The 18,404-nt window shown below is 42.2% G+C and carries 18 protein-coding genes, 1 tRNA gene and 1 pseudogene; 11 read left to right on the top strand and 9 right to left on the bottom strand.

Annotated elements, in window-relative coordinates; genetic code table 11:
- The first annotated feature begins 86 nt into the window (after window positions 1-86).
- A complete protein-coding gene (pheS, locus tag NWP22_RS04615; protein ID WP_271734727.1) occupies window positions 87-1,079 on the top strand; it encodes a phenylalanine--tRNA ligase subunit alpha in 993 nt (330 codons plus the stop codon).
- A 199-nt stretch (window positions 1,080-1,278) separates the two neighbouring features.
- Here pheS and NWP22_RS04610 read toward each other — a convergent pair whose 3' ends face one another.
- The 6 genes from NWP22_RS04610 to NWP22_RS04585 all read right to left on the bottom strand — a co-directional run bounded on the left by NWP22_RS04610 (window position 1,279) and on the right by NWP22_RS04585 (window position 8,427).
- Window positions 1,279-2,736 carry a RecQ family ATP-dependent DNA helicase gene (locus NWP22_RS04610; protein ID WP_280801582.1) on the bottom strand — a complete coding sequence of 486 codons (1,458 nt, stop codon included), beginning with the start codon at window positions 2,734-2,736 and terminating at the stop codon, window positions 1,279-1,281.
- A 92-nt stretch (window positions 2,737-2,828) separates the two neighbouring features.
- Window positions 2,829-4,433 carry a 2-isopropylmalate synthase gene (locus NWP22_RS04605; RefSeq protein WP_271734729.1) on the bottom strand — a complete coding sequence of 535 codons (1,605 nt, stop codon included), beginning with the start codon at window positions 4,431-4,433 and terminating at the stop codon, window positions 2,829-2,831.
- A 90-nt stretch (window positions 4,434-4,523) separates the two neighbouring features.
- Window positions 4,524-5,048 (bottom strand): LabA-like NYN domain-containing protein, encoded by a 525-nt coding sequence (locus NWP22_RS04600; protein WP_200989987.1) that lies wholly within the window; start codon window positions 5,046-5,048, stop codon window positions 4,524-4,526.
- A gap of 1,428 nt (window positions 5,049-6,476) precedes the next feature.
- Window positions 6,477-7,400: a carbohydrate ABC transporter permease gene (locus NWP22_RS04595; protein WP_271734732.1), complete on the bottom strand. Its 924-nt coding sequence runs from the start codon at window positions 7,398-7,400 to the stop codon at window positions 6,477-6,479.
- A gap of 85 nt (window positions 7,401-7,485) precedes the next feature.
- On the bottom strand, window positions 7,486-8,262 hold the full coding sequence (locus tag NWP22_RS04590) for an ABC transporter ATP-binding protein (RefSeq protein ID WP_271734749.1): 777 nt from the start codon (window positions 8,260-8,262) through the stop codon (window positions 7,486-7,488).
- A gap of 78 nt (window positions 8,263-8,340) precedes the next feature.
- Window positions 8,341-8,427 (bottom strand) — tRNA-Ser (locus tag NWP22_RS04585).
- 105 nt (window positions 8,428-8,532) lie between these two features.
- On the opposite strand from NWP22_RS04585, the gene NWP22_RS04580 reads away from it, so the two are divergent.
- The 6 genes from NWP22_RS04580 to NWP22_RS04555 all read left to right on the top strand — a co-directional run bounded on the left by NWP22_RS04580 (window position 8,533) and on the right by NWP22_RS04555 (window position 12,861).
- Window positions 8,533-8,901: a 2Fe-2S iron-sulfur cluster-binding protein gene (locus NWP22_RS04580; RefSeq protein WP_271734733.1), complete on the top strand. Its 369-nt coding sequence runs from the start codon at window positions 8,533-8,535 to the stop codon at window positions 8,899-8,901.
- Window positions 8,891-9,460, top strand: coding sequence for a thermonuclease family protein (locus NWP22_RS04575; protein WP_271734735.1), 570 nt, complete (start codon window positions 8,891-8,893; stop codon window positions 9,458-9,460). The genes NWP22_RS04580 and NWP22_RS04575 overlap by 11 nt, the downstream gene beginning before the upstream one ends.
- Window positions 9,461-9,502: 42 nt before the next feature.
- The gene (locus tag NWP22_RS04570; protein ID WP_271734736.1) at window positions 9,503-10,315 is read left to right on the top strand and encodes an inositol monophosphatase family protein; all 813 of its coding nucleotides are present in this window, start codon (window positions 9,503-9,505) and stop codon (window positions 10,313-10,315) included.
- Window positions 10,316-10,501: 186 nt separating this feature from the next.
- Window positions 10,502-11,713, top strand: coding sequence for an ATP phosphoribosyltransferase regulatory subunit (locus NWP22_RS04565; RefSeq protein ID WP_271734750.1), 1,212 nt, complete (start codon window positions 10,502-10,504; stop codon window positions 11,711-11,713).
- 138 nt (window positions 11,714-11,851) lie between these two features.
- Entirely contained in the window at window positions 11,852-12,076 is a 225-nt protein-coding gene (locus tag NWP22_RS04560) for a ferredoxin family protein (RefSeq protein ID WP_271734739.1), read from the top strand.
- A 56-nt stretch (window positions 12,077-12,132) separates the two neighbouring features.
- Window positions 12,133-12,861, top strand: coding sequence for an ABC transporter ATP-binding protein (locus NWP22_RS04555; protein WP_271734741.1), 729 nt, complete (start codon window positions 12,133-12,135; stop codon window positions 12,859-12,861).
- Between the two features lie 86 nt (window positions 12,862-12,947).
- Here the strand turns inward: NWP22_RS04555 and moeB are convergent, their stop codons facing one another.
- The 3 genes and pseudogenes from moeB to NWP22_RS04540 form a co-directional block, all read right to left on the bottom strand.
- Complete coding sequence (gene moeB, locus NWP22_RS04550) at window positions 12,948-14,120, bottom strand: molybdopterin-synthase adenylyltransferase MoeB (RefSeq protein WP_280801581.1); 1,173 nt, start codon at window positions 14,118-14,120, stop codon at window positions 12,948-12,950.
- 53 nt (window positions 14,121-14,173) lie between these two features.
- Window positions 14,174-14,642, bottom strand: a pseudogene (locus NWP22_RS04545) (M67 family metallopeptidase).
- Window positions 14,642-15,001, bottom strand: a complete 360-nt coding sequence (locus tag NWP22_RS04540; protein ID WP_271734744.1) for a four helix bundle protein — start codon at window positions 14,999-15,001, stop codon at window positions 14,642-14,644. The pseudogene NWP22_RS04545 and the gene NWP22_RS04540 overlap by 1 nt, the downstream one beginning before the upstream one ends.
- A gap of 178 nt (window positions 15,002-15,179) precedes the next feature.
- On the opposite strand from NWP22_RS04540, the gene NWP22_RS04535 reads away from it, so the two are divergent.
- From NWP22_RS04535 to NWP22_RS04520, 4 genes are all read left to right on the top strand, one after another.
- Entirely contained in the window at window positions 15,180-15,935 is a 756-nt protein-coding gene (locus tag NWP22_RS04535; protein WP_280801580.1) for an ATP-binding cassette domain-containing protein, read from the top strand.
- On the top strand, window positions 15,932-16,564 hold the full coding sequence (locus tag NWP22_RS04530; RefSeq protein ID WP_271734748.1) for an ABC transporter permease: 633 nt from the start codon (window positions 15,932-15,934) through the stop codon (window positions 16,562-16,564). The genes NWP22_RS04535 and NWP22_RS04530 overlap by 4 nt, the downstream gene beginning before the upstream one ends.
- 39 nt (window positions 16,565-16,603) lie before the next feature.
- On the top strand, window positions 16,604-17,497 hold the full coding sequence (locus tag NWP22_RS04525) for a glycine betaine ABC transporter substrate-binding protein (protein ID WP_280801579.1): 894 nt from the start codon (window positions 16,604-16,606) through the stop codon (window positions 17,495-17,497).
- Between the two features lie 280 nt (window positions 17,498-17,777).
- Window positions 17,778-18,404 (top strand): tetratricopeptide repeat protein (locus tag NWP22_RS04520; RefSeq protein WP_280801578.1); only part of this gene is annotated, 627 nt, incomplete at its 3' end.

Raw genomic sequence — 18,404 nt, 5'->3', positions numbered from 1 at the left:
ACTTGGACTGTTTTGTACAGTGATTGGGTAGCAGTCCAAAGTCGTAGACTAATAATCAATGACTCATGACCAATGACTAATAACTAATGACTACGAATTTAGAGGCTCAACTTTTAGCACTGCGGGAAGAAGCAGAACAAGCGATCGCCGCCGCCGATACCCTAGAACGTCTAGAGGAACTCAGAATTAGCTATCTGGGGAAAAAAGGGCAGCTGGGGGCGTTATTGCGAAGTATGGGACAAATGAGTGGGGAGGAACGACCAAAAATTGGGGCGATCGCCAATACAGTCAAAGAATCCCTACAAAACAGTCTAGACCAGCAACGCGCCGCTTTAGAATCTGCCAAAATTCAGGCACAGCTAGAGGCGGAAACTCTCGATGTGACCATGCCGGGAATTTACCGCCCTCAAGGTCGAATTCACCCACTTAATGGTATTATTGACCGGGCGCTGGATATTTTTGTGGGTATGGGCTATACCGTAGCCGAAGGGCCAGAGATGGAAACAGATTATTATAATTTTGAGGCTCTGAATACCCCACCCGATCACCCAGCTCGTGATATGCAGGATACCTTCTACCTACCAGACGGTAATCTCCTCCGTACTCATACTTCATCAGTACAAATTCGCTACATGGAAAGAGAAGAACCACCCATCCGGGTTGTGGCTCCAGGGCGAGTTTATCGGCGTGATCATGTAGACGCTACTCACTCGGCGGTTTTCCATCAAATAGAACTATTAGCCATCGACCATGGGCTAACATTTACAGACCTCAAAGGTACTATTAAGGAGTTTTTACAAGCAATATTTGGTGATTTACCCATTCGTTTCCGTGCTAGTTATTTCCCATTTACAGAACCTTCTGCTGAGGTAGATTTGCAGTGGAATGGTCGCTGGTTAGAGGTAATGGGCTGCGGTATGGTAGACCCTAATGTGATGAAAGCTGTAGGTTATGACCCAGAAATTTATACTGGGTTTGCGGCTGGTTTTGGTGTAGAACGTTTTGCTATGGTGTTACACCAAATCGATGATATCCGCCGTTTATATGGTAGCGATTTACGATTTTTACAGCAGTTTTAATGTTTTCCGGGGAAATTAGACTTTTTTGATCAGTAGATAATTCTCCCGAAACTATTAGCGTAAGAATATACATATGCAGGCTTATGTATATTCTTATTTAACGCTGATACCAAAAAATATTATCGAGAAGGTAAATCTATATCATGAATCTAAATTTTAATATGGGTTTGATAACTAACATGGAATTCACTAAAATTACTCAACCTAAAACCTCATGTCGGCAATGATCACAATGTCCACAACGCCAGTTGCTAGCTTCTTGTTCAAATCCAAAAGCATTTAATAAAAATTGCCAACGACATTTTTTAGTATGCAAATATTCATACATTTGTTGAGCATCTGGTAATTGGTTCAGTGGCTGCATTTTTACCCCTGAGTCAATGGTATAATTAAAGGGGTCAAGCCAATTTAATTGACCGCTGCTGTGGAGTAAGGCTAAGGCTATATCAGCATCACGAAACTCGCGGGTGACTGCGTTGACCTCTCCCTGTTTGGGTAATTGTCTGACTAATTGCTGGGCGTTGCGTTGCTGCGATCGCATTTTTTGCTCAAAAAACTGCTGTCTTTGTTTATCTTCTGGGTCTAACCACCCTGTGGGTTCACTCACCAAAACCAGCACATCTGCTGGGTTCCCATCTCGTCCCGCGCGGCCAATTTCCTGTACATATTCCGATATGAGGTGAGGAGCGTGAAAATGAACCACCCAACGCACATCTGATTTATTTATCCCCATACCAAAAGCACAGGTACAGATCACAAAGGGGATTTTACCAGTTAACCATTTACTTTCTATATTCCGGCGTTCTACTGGATCCAGTCCGCCATGATAACTAGCTGTAGTGTAACCCTTCTCGGCTAACCATACAGCTAAATTTTCGCTATCTTTTCTAGTCCTAACATAAATTAATCCCGATTCTTGGGGGCGATTTTTAATAAATTCTAATAGTTGGTGTTTGCGACTCCTGGGTGTCCAAGCAATGCGGACAGTGAGATGCAAATTCTGGCGATAGGGATTTAATTTAAAAATTTCTGGTTGCTGTAATTGTAAAACCCTTTGAATAGTCTTTTGGGCTGTGGGGTCAGCAGTAGCGGTAAAAGCAGCAATACTAATTTTTGTCCCCGGTGGTTTGGTTTTGAGTAATGCGGGTCTGACTGCGCCTAACCTGCGATAATCTGGGCGGAATGTATCCCCCCACTGTACTAAACAATGGGCTTCATCTAATATCAAAGCGTTAATTTGTAATTGGGGATGAGATAATTTTTCCCAGACTAGGGGACTTAATAAGGTTTCTGGGGATAAATACAGTAATCTGAGTTGTTGGTTTTCTAAAGCTTGTAGTGTCTTGCGGCGTTGATGGGTGGGTAATTGACTATGCAATAGTGCTGCTTTTTGTTGGCGCTCTAGTAGTTCTTGTACTTGGTTTTCCATGAGTGCTACCAAGGGGGAAATTACTAGAGTTATTCCTGTTTGTAGCAGTGCGGGAAGTTGAAAGCAAATTGATTTCCCCCCACCTGTGGGCATAATAATTAAGGCATCTTTTTTGCCTAGCAAAGTCCTGACTATTTCGCCTTGGGGGGGTCTGAAATCTTCGTAACCCCAAATTCGTTGAAATGTGGCTCTGACTGTGTGCCAATGGTTTTTTAGAGGTGTATTCATCTATTAATTCATCCTTATTAAGGTGAGGATTGATGGATGAGGTTAGACAAAAAATAGGGCGGGAAAAACCCACCCTGAAACCACATATGTCTCTAAATTTTCTGTGCAGTTACTTGTTCTTGTTTCTCTTTGGTTTGCAGAGCTGCATAAAGCCGATTTAGGGCATTTACATAAGCTTGGGCGGAGGCGACAATAATATCGGTGTTAGCCGCATGACCGGAAAATACTCTTGAGTCATGTCTCAGACGGATGGTGACTTCACCTATAGCATCAATTCCGGCGGTGACCGATTGTACAGAAAATTCTATCAATTCGTTAGGCACATTTACTACCCGGTTAATTGCTTTGTAAACTGCGTCTACGGGTCCTGTACCAATGGCTGCATCAGTTAATTCTTTACCTTCTGGGGTGCGCAGGGTGACTGTAGCTGTGGGTTTAGCGTTACTACCGCAAGCAATTTGCACTAGTTCGACTCGGAACAAGTCCGGCGCTTGTTGAATTTCATCGTTGACGATCGCTTCTAGGTCCCAGTCGGAAATTTCTTTCTTTTTGTCAGCTACTTCTTTAAATCTGACGAATGCTTTGTTTAATTCTGTTTCTGAGAGTTCAAAGCCTAATTCTCCCAACCGGGTACGGAAGGCGTTTCTACCGGAATGTTTACCCAATACTATTTGATTGTCTGTTAAGCCAATCAATTGAGCATCCATAATTTCGTAGGTGAGCTTGTTTTTCAGTACCCCGTCTTGGTGAATACCAGATTCATGGGCGAAGGCGTTAGCTCCGACTATGGCTTTATTTGGTTGTACTAGCATTCCGGTTAAGTTGGAAACTAGGCGAGAGGTTTTATAAATTTGGCGGGTGTCAATATTGGTTAGTGGTTCTTCTGAGTCTACTGGTCTTCCTAAGAAGGGGTTAAAATATTGTCGCCGCACGTGTAAAGCCATCACCAATTCCTCTAGGGAGGCGTTCCCGGCTCGCTCGCCAATGCCGTTAATGGTACATTCTAATTGGGTTGCACCATTTTTTATGGCTTCTAGGAAGTTGGCAACGGCCAAACCTAAGTCGTTATGTCCGTGTACGGAAATAATGGCTTGATCTATATTGGGGACATGATCTTTAATCCCTTTAATCATTGCCCCAAATTCACTAGGTGTCAAGTAACCAACCGTGTCAGGTATGTTAATTGTTGTAGCACCAGCTGCGATCGCTCGCTCTAATACTTGGTAAAGAAATTCTGGATCAGAGCGTGCTGCATCCATGGGGGAAAATTCTACATCTGTCATAAATGACTTAGCATAAGCTACCATTTCCTCGGCGATCGCTAATACTTCCGCCCGTGATTTGCGCAGCTGATATTCTAAGTGAATATCGGATGTAGAAATAAAGGTGTGAATCCTACCGTGAACTGCTGGTTTTAGGGCTGCTGCTGCGGCTTCAATATCTGCTTTAATGGCTCTAGCCAAACTACAAATTACTGGACCGTCTTCTGTCCCCACAATTTGGGCAATTTTGTTCACAGCTTCAAAGTCCCCCGGACTTGCAAAAGCAAATCCCGCCTCAATCACGTCTACCCCTAACTTCGATAGTTGCTTGGCGATCGCTAGCTTTTCATCTATATTTAGAGTTGCTCCGGGACATTGTTCTCCGTCTCTGAGTGTGGTATCAAAAATGATAATTTGATCGCCTTTGCTGCTCATGTTTCCTCCTTGTGGATTTTTTACTGTTTGCTTAAAATATCTTAAAACCTTAGTTTTTTTACTCTAAAGATTTGTAAATATTTGCTAAGATTACTGACCGTCTACTTTTTCTATAGTATCTCTGATATCGTTTAAATCAATATATCTGTCAGTAGCATTGCGCAACTCCCTGGCTATCATCCCTTCTGTTGATACCACTGTAATATGCGTATTTTTTGAGCGTAACAATTCGATAGCCCTTTCAAAATCACCATCTCCGCTGAATAAAACCACTCGATCATATTGATCTACTGTATTAAACATATCCACGACAATTTCAATATCTAAATTAGCTTTTTGGGAGTAGCGACCCGATGAGTCGTCATAATATTCTTTGAGAATTTTAGTGCGGACTGTATAGCCTAAGCTGATGAGAGCATCTCTGAAACCTCTCTGATCTTGTGGATCTTTTAAACCAGTGTACCAGAAAGCATTGATTAGTGTTGTGTCTGATTGCTCGTGTTTGAAATAGTCTAAGACTCGTCTTGGGTCAAAAAACCAGCCATTTTTCTGTTGAGCATAGAACATATTATTTCCATCTACAAAAATAGATAGACGATTCATTGGGGAACCCATAGAAAAATACACCTAACAAATAAAAAAATTAACTAGATTGGACAATAGATTATAGCAATTCGGAAATGATAAATTTCCTCAAATACCTAGAATCAGTTTTTATCGATAGCTTTTATCTTACCTCTTGCACTGGATAAAATCAGTTAAAATCTGAAACTTAATATACTGGGACTTAAACATTTTCATTTTTGACACTTTTAAAGACACCTCCTAGGCAAAATCCATAAATAAAAGTTATTGATTAATAGTAAACTTGACTATATAGCTGCCAAGTTTAGTTCTCATCTAAGGTATAGGTCTTGGGGTAGGATATAGGCTAATGACCATCTACTTTTCGAGTTAGTAACATTATCCACTGGATGGTAAATTCTCGCTCTTGTCAAAGACTTAACACTGGTATCACAAGCAGATACCCCTGAGCTTGAGAAAATAAAATCTTCCCATGACTAATTCCTGAAGCAGTGTATTTACCACTCCATTGCGTGTAACAACCACAGCCTTGAAGTTAATCAAGGAATAAGTTGGGTAGGATCGCGGTTAAGTCCCTACCTGGTGAATATCTATTAACCCAACTTGGGGCAAAAATAGAAAATACATTACAAAAGTATATGATTCTCATTTAACTATGATTTCAATGTATTTGTAGTAAACCTAGCCCTGAATAAATAAGTAAACTAGTAGAACATAAATCAACTATTAACACGATATAGCAAAATAACCTATATCTAGCTTAACCAAAAATATGCCCGTCCTGCCAAGATGAAGTCAGGTAACCTACCAAAAGAGACTCCGGTCATGGGGGGGGGGGTCAGTTGTATGGGTTCATACTACCTCCAGAAAACATCTGAATTTTGGCAACTGCTCCTCAATTGAATCAATGCCTGAAGAATACTATAAAACAGATTGACAAGAATGTGGGTAATTAAAACCACTACAGTCCTTTCGATGTTATCCCTGTAAATAGGCTCAATCCTACACAAATATACTAGCAATTGAGTTAAATATAATACTTCTTCTATTAATCCAATTTCACACTTACACAAAAATAGAGTAAAAAATCCTACTGCAAAAGTAGCTATCCGATATTTTCACTTAATCCAAGGATAAAAATATCTTCCTAACTGCTTGAAAAGCAGCTATTGCATTTCTTATAATTATTTATTGACTATTTTATCTAGTGGCTTTGGGTAGATAAAACTGTGATAATTTACCTATCTTGTGCGAAAATCTCCCAGAACACAAAAAACCATGTATAGCAATCCTAAATGATTCATGAACAATTTCTGTTCCCTGTTCCCTGTTCGGTGTGTTCCCTTTCCTCACTCATAATTTCTCAAGTCAAATAGGATGACTATATTATTTATCAATAAAAGAAGATTTATTCCTAGTACCGACTGCAAAGAGGACTAAAGTCCCAGCGACAAAATATTAAAGTGTCACATCTTCTTGTTGATTAATAGCTAACCGCAAAACTGATAAACCCAAAATAATCAAAAATAAGACTAATCCAATTGTACAGGCATAGCTAATTTCTAAGTGGCTAAAGGCTTCTTCATATAAATAATAAACAATGGTTTTAGAGCTATTTAGTGGACCACCCTGGGTCATAATAAATACCTCTTCAAATACTTTAGTAGCGGAAATAGCTGAAATCACGGCTACCAGGGCTAAATACGGACTCATTAAGGGTAAGGTAATATCCCAGTGTTTGCTGATCCCATCGGAACCATCAATGGCTGCGGCTTCGTAAACATCCGCCGGAATTGATTGCAACCCGGCTAAATAAATTACCATGTAATAGCCGAGTCCCTTCCAGATGGTAACAGCCATGACACTGGCTAAGGAAATGGGTACAATGCCTAATAGTTTCTCTGGACTGGTTAACCAGGGAATTCCTGCGGGAAAAATATTCACGGTTTTAAGTAACTGATTAAGTAATCCGTTTTCTGCATATAGCCATTTCCAAGCTATACCAGCAACTACCATTGATATTACTACCGGCGTGTAGTAAGCGGCTCTAAACCAATTCATCCCTCGCAGCTTCTGATTTACCAAAATTGCCAGTCCTAAGGGAGCTATGACTAAAATTGGCACGACACCTACAAGGTAGAGAAAGGTGTTTTCTAAGGTTTGCCAAAAAACTGCATCTTTCCACAAACGCCGAAAGTTGTCAAAACCTATCCATTGCGGTGGTTGGTAAAGGTCTTCGTAGCTGGTAAAGCTCAGGTAAAATGCTTGTATTGCTGGCCAGAACACTGTTGCAAATAACAGAATTAGTGCTGGGAGTAAAAATATGTAGGGTGTTAGTTTCTGTTTGATAAATTGCCAGTTTTGCAGCTTGGGTGGATTCATGGCGGGATTTTATTGATAATTGACCACAGATAAACACAGATAGGTCTGTATTTAGTTGTTGGAGAAATGGTTTTTTAGGTAGCTTTTACATGGCGGATATGGCACAAACTTGTAAGCCAACAGGTGTATTGATAATTACAGAGTCTACACCAAAGACTTGGGCGATCGCATGGGGTGTGAGGACTGCTTCCGGTGTACCCACCTCCCACAGATGACCTTGTTTTAATAAGGCGATGCGGGAACTATAGCGAGCTGCTAAATTGAGTTCGTGTAGAACGGTGACAATGGTTAAATTCTGCTGTTGATTGAGTTTTTCCAGTAGTTCTAAAAGTTGTAATTGATACTTGACATCTAAATAAGTTGTGGGTTCGTCTAATAATAATACTTTCGGTTCTTGGGCTAGTGCTAAGGCTAAAAATGCCCGTTGTCTTTCACCACCGGAAAGTTGTTCAACTAGGCGATCGCTCAATTGATCTAGTTGCGTTTCTGCAATAGCTGCTGTAACTTTTTCCCGGTCTTCACTGCTTAGTTCCCATTGCCACCAAGGTTGATGGGGGGTGCGTCCTAAACTGACTAGTTGGCGCACTGTTAACCCGGCGGGAATTGTTTGTTGTTGCGGTAATAATGCTAACTTCTGCGCCACTAAATGGGGAGGCTGAGAATGAATCGCTTTGCCATCCAGTAGGACTGTGCCTTGCTGTGGGGAGAGAATGCGACTGAGTAATTTTAGGATGGTAGATTTACCAGAACCATTTGCACCCACTAAACTTAACCATTCTCCTGTTTGTAGAGATAGGTTAATATCTTGGATAATGGGTAATGCTGTGTAACCACCAGTGAGGTTTTGCAGTTCTAAGGGCATTATTTGGGTGATCAAAAATTACTCCTGACAGTCTACTCCATCGCCAAAGTTTTTTGAGGATATTTGCATTTTTTTTAACGGAGAGGGAGGGATTCGAACCCTCGTATACGTTTCCGCATAACAGACTTTCCAGGTCTGCGCCTTCAACCACTCGGCCACCTCTCCAGGGTCAACGATTTATAATCCTACTATGAAATTTGAGAAAATGCAACCATAAAAGCAGATAAATTAAATTAAAGCTCAAGTCTAGTTTGGAAATCCGAAATCACCATGTCCCACACATATACGATTAAAGTTCGCGATCGCGCCTCTGGCAAGGAATACAGTCTAAAAGTTCCCGCAGACCGCTACATCCTCCACAGTATTGAACAACAAGGGGAGGAACTACCCTTTTCCTGTCGCAATGGGGCTTGCACAACTTGCGCTGTGCGGGTGGTGTCTGGAGAAATTTACCAACCGGAGGCTATTGGACTATCCCCAGCTTTGCGCCAGAAAGGGTATGCTTTGTTATGCGTTAGTTATGCTCATTCTGATTTAGAAGTGGAAACTCAAGACGAGGATGAGGTTTATGAACTCCAGTTTGGTCGGTATTTTGCTAGAGGTAAGGTTAAAGCGGGTTTACCCTTAGATGAGGATTAAGATTTGTTTCGCGCCCAGGCGCAAAAACGCAAAGGTTTTTCTTGGGATCCTTTTGGGTTCCTTGCTGTTTTTCGTGGGTTGTCAGGGCGATCATGACCAAACTGCAAGCAATCGCACTCAGGTGAGAGTGTCCCGGGTAGTCAGTGGTCAAACTTTGGAAGTTCTAGGTATGGCTGAACAACCAAATTTGATTTCTTCGGTGCGATTACTTGGTCTTGATGCACCAGATTTGCGACAAAGTCCCTGGGGAGATGAGTCTAAAGCAGTTTTAGCGCAGTTGATTGGTGAGCAAGAAAAATCCGTGATCTTGGAGTTTGATGTCCAAGCCAAGGATAATTTTGGTCGGATTTTGGCCTATGTGTGGAAAGACCAGCAGTTATTAAATGAAGAATTGCTTAAACAAGGGTATGCTTTGTTTGTGTCGCGATCGCCTAATCACAAATATGACCAGCGCTTGGAACGGGCCCAACAATGGGCTAGACTCATGGAAAAAGGGATTTGGAACCCAGAAAAACCTCTGCGTGTCCCTCCTGCTGAGTTTCGCCGCCGAAATTTTTAGGGACTGAGGGAAAGATTATAACTTCCCAATGATTAATCACTAATGACTAATTTACAAATTTTTCTAGACATTGCTACGGAAGCGGCCTTGGCTGCAGGTGCAGTTTTGCAGGGGTATTTGGGTAAGTTAGAAGGTGCTATTACCGAAAAAGGCCGCCCTGGTGATTTAGTCACCGTCGCGGATAAAGCCTCGGAAGCTGAGATTTTGTCAATTTTGCGTCGCCATTTTCCCCAACATTCCATCCTGGCGGAGGAATCAGGGAAGTTGGGTAATCAAGATCATCAGTATCTCTGGGCAGTTGACCCCTTAGATGGTACAACTAATTACGCCCACCAATACCCGGCTTTTGCTGTTTCTATTGGTTTATTGGTTGATGGTGTGCCGCAAGTAGGTGTAATTTATAACCCTTTCCATGATGAACTATTTCGGGCAGCCACTGGCTTAGGGGCGACGCGCAACCGCCATTCTATCAAGGTTTCAGAAATATCTGACTTGAGTAAAAGCATTTTGGTAACGGGATTTGCCTATGATCGCCGCGAAACATCAGATAATAATTATGCAGAATTTTGCCACCTGACTCATCTTACCCAAGGTGTGAGGCGTAGTGGTTCCGCCGCCCTGGATTTGGCTTATGTTGCTTGCGGCCGTGTAGATGGTTACTGGGAAAGGGGAATTTCTCCCTGGGACGTGGTGGCCGGTGTAGTATTATTGCGGGAAGCTGGGGGTAGAGTTACTGCCTATGACGGCACTCCTTTCAACATAGCATCCGGTAGAATTTTGGCTACTAATGGCAAGATTCACGACCAGCTTAGTCATCAGTTGGTGGAAGTCCCGCCTTTGTCGATGTGGAAATAACAGTGGAAAATTAAATCCCACTGACGAAATAGGGTTGACAACCAAACCTAAAATAGAAAAGGCTTGAAGGCAATTAACTAGTTAGTCGCCCGACAGCAACTTCACCTCCTGATCATGGCTGTAAGCAAGCAGATAAATCTGGGGGTGGGGTTTGTTTGGTGGTTTGTTTGGTGGGAAGAAAAAATAATGGTGTATCAACCAGCAGCGGGAGCCAGGGATTTATTACCTTTAGATGTGGCACAAAAACGCTGGATTGAAGATAGATTACAGCAGGTGTTTCATCGTTGGGGATATCACAGGATTATTACTTCAACTTTGGAACGGATGGATACTCTGATGGCGGGAGAAGCAATTCAGCGCCAGATGGTGATTCAACTGCAAAATGGTGAAGATGAAGAATTAGGTCTGCGTCCAGAATTGACCGCTTCTATTGCTCGTGCAGTGGCTACGCGGATGGCGGATGTTACCTATCCCCAACGCCTCTACTATAATGCCAATGTCTTTCGCCGTACCTGGGAAAACAGGCACAATCGCCAGCAAGAGTTTTATCAAGCTGGGGTGGAGTTGTTAGGTGTGGGGGGATTGTTAGCTAATGCAGAAGTGCTGCTGTTGGCAAGCAATTGTCTGGCGGTACTGGGGTTGCCGAATTGGCATTTAATTTTGGGGGAAGCGGGAATTACGCGATCGCTCCTGGATGCTTTCCCCCGAAATCTCCAAGCTCAAGTTCGCAGTGCGATCGCCCATCTTGACCGCATCGCCATAGATACTTTACCCCTGAGCGATGAATTACGCGATCGCGCCAGAATTATGATGGATCTGCGCGGTGATAGTGGGGATGTCTTACAAAAAGTTAGTGCTCTTGGTTTAGCTCCAGAGCAGCAAGAGATGGTTAATCATCTCAAATCTGTGGTAGAGTTATTACAATCAGAAGGCAATTTTCCTTTAATTCTTGACCTCAGCTTAATCCAAACTATAGACTACTATACTGGCATAGTCTTTGAAATTGTTAGCGATACTGGTTCACAAGCCAGAGTTTTAGGGCGGGGTGGTCGCTACGACAAGCTTTTAGGTTTATATCATCCCCAAGGTGAAGATATTCCTGGGATTGGTTTTGTCTTAAACATTGAAGATTTATACCAAGTTATTTTATCTACTCAGCAATTACCACAATCAACCCCAGTCAGTCACTGGTTAGTAGTAGCCCAGACACCAAATGCTACAGCTGCAGCCTTTGCCCACGCCCAAAAACTGCGTGATTGTCCTGATTTGCTGAGAGTAGAAATGGATTTAGGCGGCACAGATGAAGCAGCTATTAGACAATACGCCAGCGATCGCGGTATTGCCCAAATTGCTTGGGTTAAATCAGATGGTTCCATTATCAATGAACCATTGCTGTAGTTCATTCTAGCACAAAACCTCGCCCTATCTTTAACTCACCTCTGCTTGGTCAGAAGATGGGTTGGGGGTGAGGTGGAGGTTGGTAAATAATCCTGCTAGGCTAGATATAGCTGATCCGAAAGAAAGGGAATTGAAAAAATGCCGCACACCATTGTTACTGATGTTTGTGAAGGTGTTGCTGACTGCGTAGATGCTTGTCCAGTAGCTTGTATTCATGAAGGCCCAGGTAAAAATGTCAAGGGGACCGATTGGTATTGGATTGATTTTGCCACCTGTATCGATTGTGGTATATGTATCCAAGTTTGCCCAGTAGCAGATGCGATCCTTGCCGAAGAAAGACCCGATTTACAAAAAACACCTTAAAATTTTTCGGTCAACGTTTTATATTTATAACACCGTTGACCAATGACTAATGACCAATGAGTAATGAATATTTATTAGAAGTTAAAAATGTCCACGCTGGATACATTAAAGATATAGATATCCTCCAGGGCGTAAATTTTTGTCTCAAACCCGGTGAACTGGTCGCAGTGATTGGCCCCAACGGTGCGGGTAAATCCACCTTAGCCAAAACCATCTTTGGGCTGCTGACTCCTCACACGGGTACTATTACCTTTAAAGGTGAAAATATTGCTGGGCTAAAGTCCAATCAAATCGTCACTAGGGGAATGTGTTATGTACCACAAATCTCTAATGTTTTTCCTTCCCTGAGTGTAGAGGAAAACTTAGAAATGGGGGCTTTTGTGCGGAATGTCCCCATCAAACCCTTAAAAGACAAAATTTTTACTATGTTTCCTAGACTGAGCGATCGCCGTCGCCAACGTGCTGGTACACTCTCAGGAGGAGAACGCCAAATGCTGGCCATGGGGAAAGCATTGATGTTGGAACCGAGTTTATTGTTATTAGATGAACCTTCTGCGGCCTTATCCCCCATTCTAGTTACCCAAGTATTTGAGCAGATTAAACAAATTAATCACACAGGTACAGCAATTGTCTTAGTGGAACAAAACGCCCGTAAAGCCTTAGAAATGTCTGACCGTGGCTATGTCCTAGAGTCGGGACGTGATGCTATTTCTGGATCTGGTCAAGAATTACTACATGATCCTAAAGTAGCTGAATTATATTTGGGTGCTGGTAAAACCCACTAAACTTCTGTTAAAAATAGCCATCACCTAAGCTTAATGATCATCAAACTTAGTAACGCAGAGAATCTGCGTTACTAGCCTAAAACATTTTAATACTCTGGAACCGAAGGATCGATTTCCTTACTCCAAGCGTTAATTCCACCTTTAACATTAGTTCCCTCAATTCCGGCTTCCTTGAGGATAGCTAAAGCTTTGGCAGAACGTCCCCCCAGTTTACAATGAGCAATTAAGCGATGACCATTCAGTATTTCCTTTACCTTGGCTACGCCGTCGCCATTTTCAATATCTGGTAAGGGGATCAATACAGAACCAGGAATTTTAGCGATTTCGTATTCATGGGGGTTACGAACATCTAAGAGAACAAAATCCTTAGCACCGCTATCTAGTAATTCCTGCAATTCTTTGACAGTCATTTCTGACATTTCCATCTGCTGTTTAGCCTCCTGCGCCTTAGCTTGCGGAATTCCGCAGAATTGTTCATAGTCTATCAGCTTTTCAATTACGGGGCGAATAGGATTAGGGCGCAATTTCAACTCCCGAAATTTCATATCTAAGGCGTTGTACAACAGTAATCTTCCACTGAGGGTGTTACCTTGTCCGGTGATGATTTTTACTGTCTCCGTAGCCTGAATAATCCCAATCATTCCTGGTAAAATACCCAGTACGCCACCTTCTGCACAAGAGGGAACCATTCCTGGCGGTGGTGGTTCTGGGTATAAGTCACGATAGTTAGGGCCGCCTTCGTAGTTAAATACTGTAGCTTGTCCTTCAAACCGGAAAATAGAACCGTAGACGTTGGGCTTGTTTAATAACACGCAAGCGTCATTAACCAGGTATCTGGTGGGGAAGTTATCAGTACCATCAACCACAATATCATAGGGCTGCATGATATCTATGGCGTTTTCTGAACTCAGGCGAGTTTCGTACAAGTCAACCTGACAATAGGGGTTAATTTCGTGAATGCGATTTTTTGCCGATTCAATTTTGGGTTTACCTACCCAGGATGTACCGTGAATAACTTGGCGTTGCAGATTGGAAGTATCGACGACATCGAAATCAACAATACCAATGCGGCCAATACCTGCTGCAGCAAGATATAACAGTAATGGCGAACCTAGTCCACCAGTACCAATACACAATACACTAGCCACTTTTAAACGCTTCTGCCCTTCCAGCCCAATTTCTGGCAAAATCAGATGGCGGGAATAGCGTTCATAATCGTCTTTGGTCAACTGGATTTCATCCAGATTGGGATTGAGCATAGAAATTAAGTAGATCAGCGAGGAATACTTATACTACCGAAAAAAGGGTATGTTTAAATTATCTTGTTAATGGACTCTGGTTGAAACTGATCATGTTCATCCAGACTCCAGCTTGTGACCGTACCAGCTTTGCCATTGTTAACAGAAACTATTATATACGAGTATTCCGCCCAAGCATATAGGCGATCGCATTCTGAAGGTATAGCAGGATGATCAGGGTGTGAGTGGTAAATACCGATAATATTCAGACCGCGATCGCGTGCTGTTTTTTGTGCTTGTAACATCACTTGGGGGGGCGATCGCATATCTTTTGCGGGTACTCTCTACTATCTGTTCACCAGTCAAATCATCGCCTTGGCTGTTCCAGGTGTTTTCTGTGGGTATGATCTCTATGACAGTTTTACCCTCCCTACCCAGACGACCAAGAATTAGCCCACAGCATTCTTCTGGGTAGGTGCTTTCACCATGGTTACAAATCATTTGCTGGTGGTGGGGAAGGAGTTTGAGTACCCGACTATTCATCAAAAATTGCGACTTTGCTGATCAATGTAAGATGCTAGCAGTTCCTTAACTTCCACGACATCACTGATGAGTCGATCATAATCAGAAGTTTTGAGTATATGCAAGTCATGGCAAAGCAGCAGGTAATATTCCACTTCAATTACCCCATCCCTCGCCATTTCCAGACAATCCAGTTGGATTTCATAGTCATCGCGATCGCATCCCTGAGCGATCTTAATGGCGATGGAAGCACAAGCTAAACGGATTTGTTGTGTTAGTCCCAGCAATTCCTCCTCTGGAAAGGTTTTAGTAATTTCATAAACTGCAATTGTCAGTTCATGCGCTTTTTCCCATTCTTGCAGTTCTCTAAAATCTGTCATTGTATTGGTATCCTTGAGGATTTATGGGGTGACCAATGCCTACCTCATTATCATATGCCACTATTGAGCTACTAGCACTATGCTACCCAATTAAATATCATCCAATTCCTGGAAAAAACCGAATATCGTTAACTGTAATTTTTAGTATAAAATAATTCTAGTAAAAATCAACTTGATAATGCAACCCCATCAACCTACTGTAGTGGAATTCCGCGATGTTACCCTTAGACGCAACCATCGCTTTTTGGTATCTCATCTCAATTTTTCTATTATTCAGGGAGAAGCCCTAGTATTACTCGGACGTAGTGGGAGCGGCAAAACCACTACTATGAAGTTAATCAATGGCCTCTTGATGCCTACACAAGGTGAAGTATTATTTAATGGCATTCCCACCACTGAATGGGATGAAATTAAATTACGGCGCAATATTGGTTATGTCATTCAAGAAACTGGGTTATTTCCCCATTTCACCGTAGAACGTAATGTAGCTTTAGTGCCGACTTTACTGGGTTGGCAATCTAAACAAATTAAAATCCGGGTGTATGAATTGTTGCAAATGGTAGGGTTAGAGCCTCAACAATTTGCCGGGCGTTATCCTCATGAACTTTCGGGGGGACAAAAGCAACGGGTAGGTGTAGCTAGGGCATTAGCTGCCGACCCGCCAGTATTATTGATGGATGAACCCTTTGCCGCCCTTGATCCCATGACGCGCTTAGAACTACAACAAGAATTTCACCGGTTACAACAAGAATTAAATAAGACTGTGGTGTTTATTACCCATGATATTCAAGAAGCCTTTGTTTTGGCTTCCCGAGTTGGGTTAATGTCTGAGGGAGAACTAGTACTATTAGGGACAAAGGATGAATTTAAGGGATCTGTACATCCTGAAAGTCTAGCTTTTCTCAAATGTCTGCAATCTCTGGAAAATTTATGAATGACTTTTTCTTGTTTAAGTATGCTCCGGAAATCCTCCAACATACCCTAGAACACTTATTTATGGTCAGCATTGCCATGGCCACGGCGACAGTCATTGGTATCCCCTTAGGTATTCTCATCACCCGCAAAACTCACCTGCGCCAGGGGGTTCTCGGTATTGCCAATATTTTGCAAACCGTCCCCAGCCTAGCATTATTTGGTTTACTGATTCCAGTGCCGATTATTGGGGGTATTGGTATGATTCCCGCCATAGTTGCCCTAACTTTATACTCCTTTTTGCCCATTATCCGTAATACTTACACTGGGATCACCGGAGTAGATGCCGCAATTCGGGAAGCTGGTAGAGGTATGGGAATGACAGATAGACAATTATTGTCACAGGTAGAAATTCCTTTGGCTATGGGGGTGATTTTGGCAGGTGTGCGGGTAGCAACAGTAATTTCTATCGGTATTGCGACGATCGCCGCCGCTATTGGTGCTGGTGGTTTGGGGGTGTTTATTTTTCGCGGAATTGCCGTGGTAAATAATCAATTAATTTTAGCTGGGGCTGTCCCGGCGGCAATTCTTGCTCTGCTGGCTGATGGGGGTATTGGTTGGTTAGAAAGAAAATTAACAGTTAAAACTTAAATTTTTGATGGTTTATGGTGGTTGTGGCTTTGGGAACAAATGAAAAGATTTTTGTCTGTTTTAACTTGTTTGATGTTGGTAGCGATCGCTGGTTGTAATTTCAATTCTACTTCTAGCGATACTGGTGATATTGTTGTTGCTTCTAAGAATTTTACTGAACAAGATATTTTGGGGGAACTTTTAGCCCAGCAAATCGAGGATCATACTGATTTAACAGTTACTCGCCGCCCTCGTTTAGGTGGGACTTTTGTTTGTCATAATGCGCTTGTGGCTGGACAAATTGATGCTTATATTGAGTATACAGGTACAGCGTTTAATGCCATTTTAAAAGAGAAAGTAGTACATGACCCCAAGCTAGTTAGCGAAAAGTTAACACGGGCCTATGCAGAAAAGTTTAACTTAGAAGTAATGCCCAGTTTAGGTTTTGAAAATAATTATGCCATAATTGTGCGTGGTGAAGATGCTCAACGGTACAATCTTCAAACCATCTCAGATGCAGTTAAATATACACCTAAATGGCGCGGTGGGTTCGGTTACGAATTTTTAGAACGGGAAGACGGTTTCCCCGGATTCGCTAAAACCTATGGTATGGAGTTTGCTAGACCTCCCCAAATTATGGACTTAGGTTTAATCTATCGAGCCTTGACTCAAAAACAAGTGGATATGGTGGCGGGTAATTCTACAGATGGGCAAATATCCCGACTAGGTTTAGTAGTCCTTAAAGATGATAAACAGTATTTTCCACATTATGAAGCAGTGCCCATTGTCCGTAAAGAAACCTTACAGAAATATCCCCAATTAAGAGCAGCTATCAATCAACTGACCGGGAAAATTACGGAGCAAGAAATACGACAATTAAATAACCTCGTGGAAGGGGAATTACAAGATATTAAAACTGTGGTGGGCGAGTTTCGCAAATCAAAACAACTCTAGATATAACTGATTAATAACTCATCCCATGGGTATTTTTACTGCATACAAACCTATGGCGATCGCGAAACGCTGCTGCTTGATGCTACACAAAGATACCTGGAAGTAAGCGACGAACAGGTTTTAGGAGCCGCCCTATAGATATTATCGCCGGTAGAAAAAAAGTCGAATTATTGAAGTTTAATTGAACTTCGGTTAATTACCTTTCCACCTGACAAGTATCGGGTAACACCCCATTATATAATGTCCGTAAGACTAAATTAACTACCAGTGGTAACCTGTTATGAACGAGCCACAACCAGGGGAATTTGATGTAGTACTAGGTGGTACTGGTAACGCTCCAGAATTTGCTGCTGTCTTAGGGGGAATCCAGGGGATACAGCAGAAATATAACAATCCTGACCCCAAGGTTAGGATAAATGCAATATCCCAAGCCCTGAACTATGGAGATGAGGGGGTTAACTTACTTCTCCAAGCTTTAACTACAGATGAATCAGTCGATGTGAAGAATGCGGCTTATAATCTTCTATCCTCTAAGTATGGCAAGTTAATTGAGTCTGTAACTGCTTATCAACCAGAAAAAACAGTAACATCATCGCAGTCGCAAGATACCCGCACGGGAAATTCAAATCAAGTTGATTCAGTTGCTCTTGATCCTAATGATACTGATGCTTATATCAATCGCGGTAATGTTTTCTATGACCAGGGGGAATGGGAATTAGCACTGGCTGATTATAACCAAGCTATTGCAATTAATCCTAACTATGCTGATGCTTATATGGGTCGCGGTAATGTTTTCTATAACCAGGGGGGATGGGAATTAGCACTGGCTGATTATAACAAAGCTATTAAACTTAATCCTAACTATGCTCTAGCTTACTACAATCGGGGTTTGCTTTACTATAACCAG

Origin of the sequence: Anabaenopsis tanganyikae CS-531 (genome assembly GCF_029891675.1) — a bacterium.
In the GTDB taxonomy this organism is placed as follows: Bacteria; Cyanobacteriota; Cyanobacteriia; order Cyanobacteriales; family Nostocaceae; genus Anabaenopsis; species Anabaenopsis arnoldii.
Note: the sequence above shows the minus strand (reverse complement) of the source record. Positions and strands in the feature narration are given on the sequence as shown.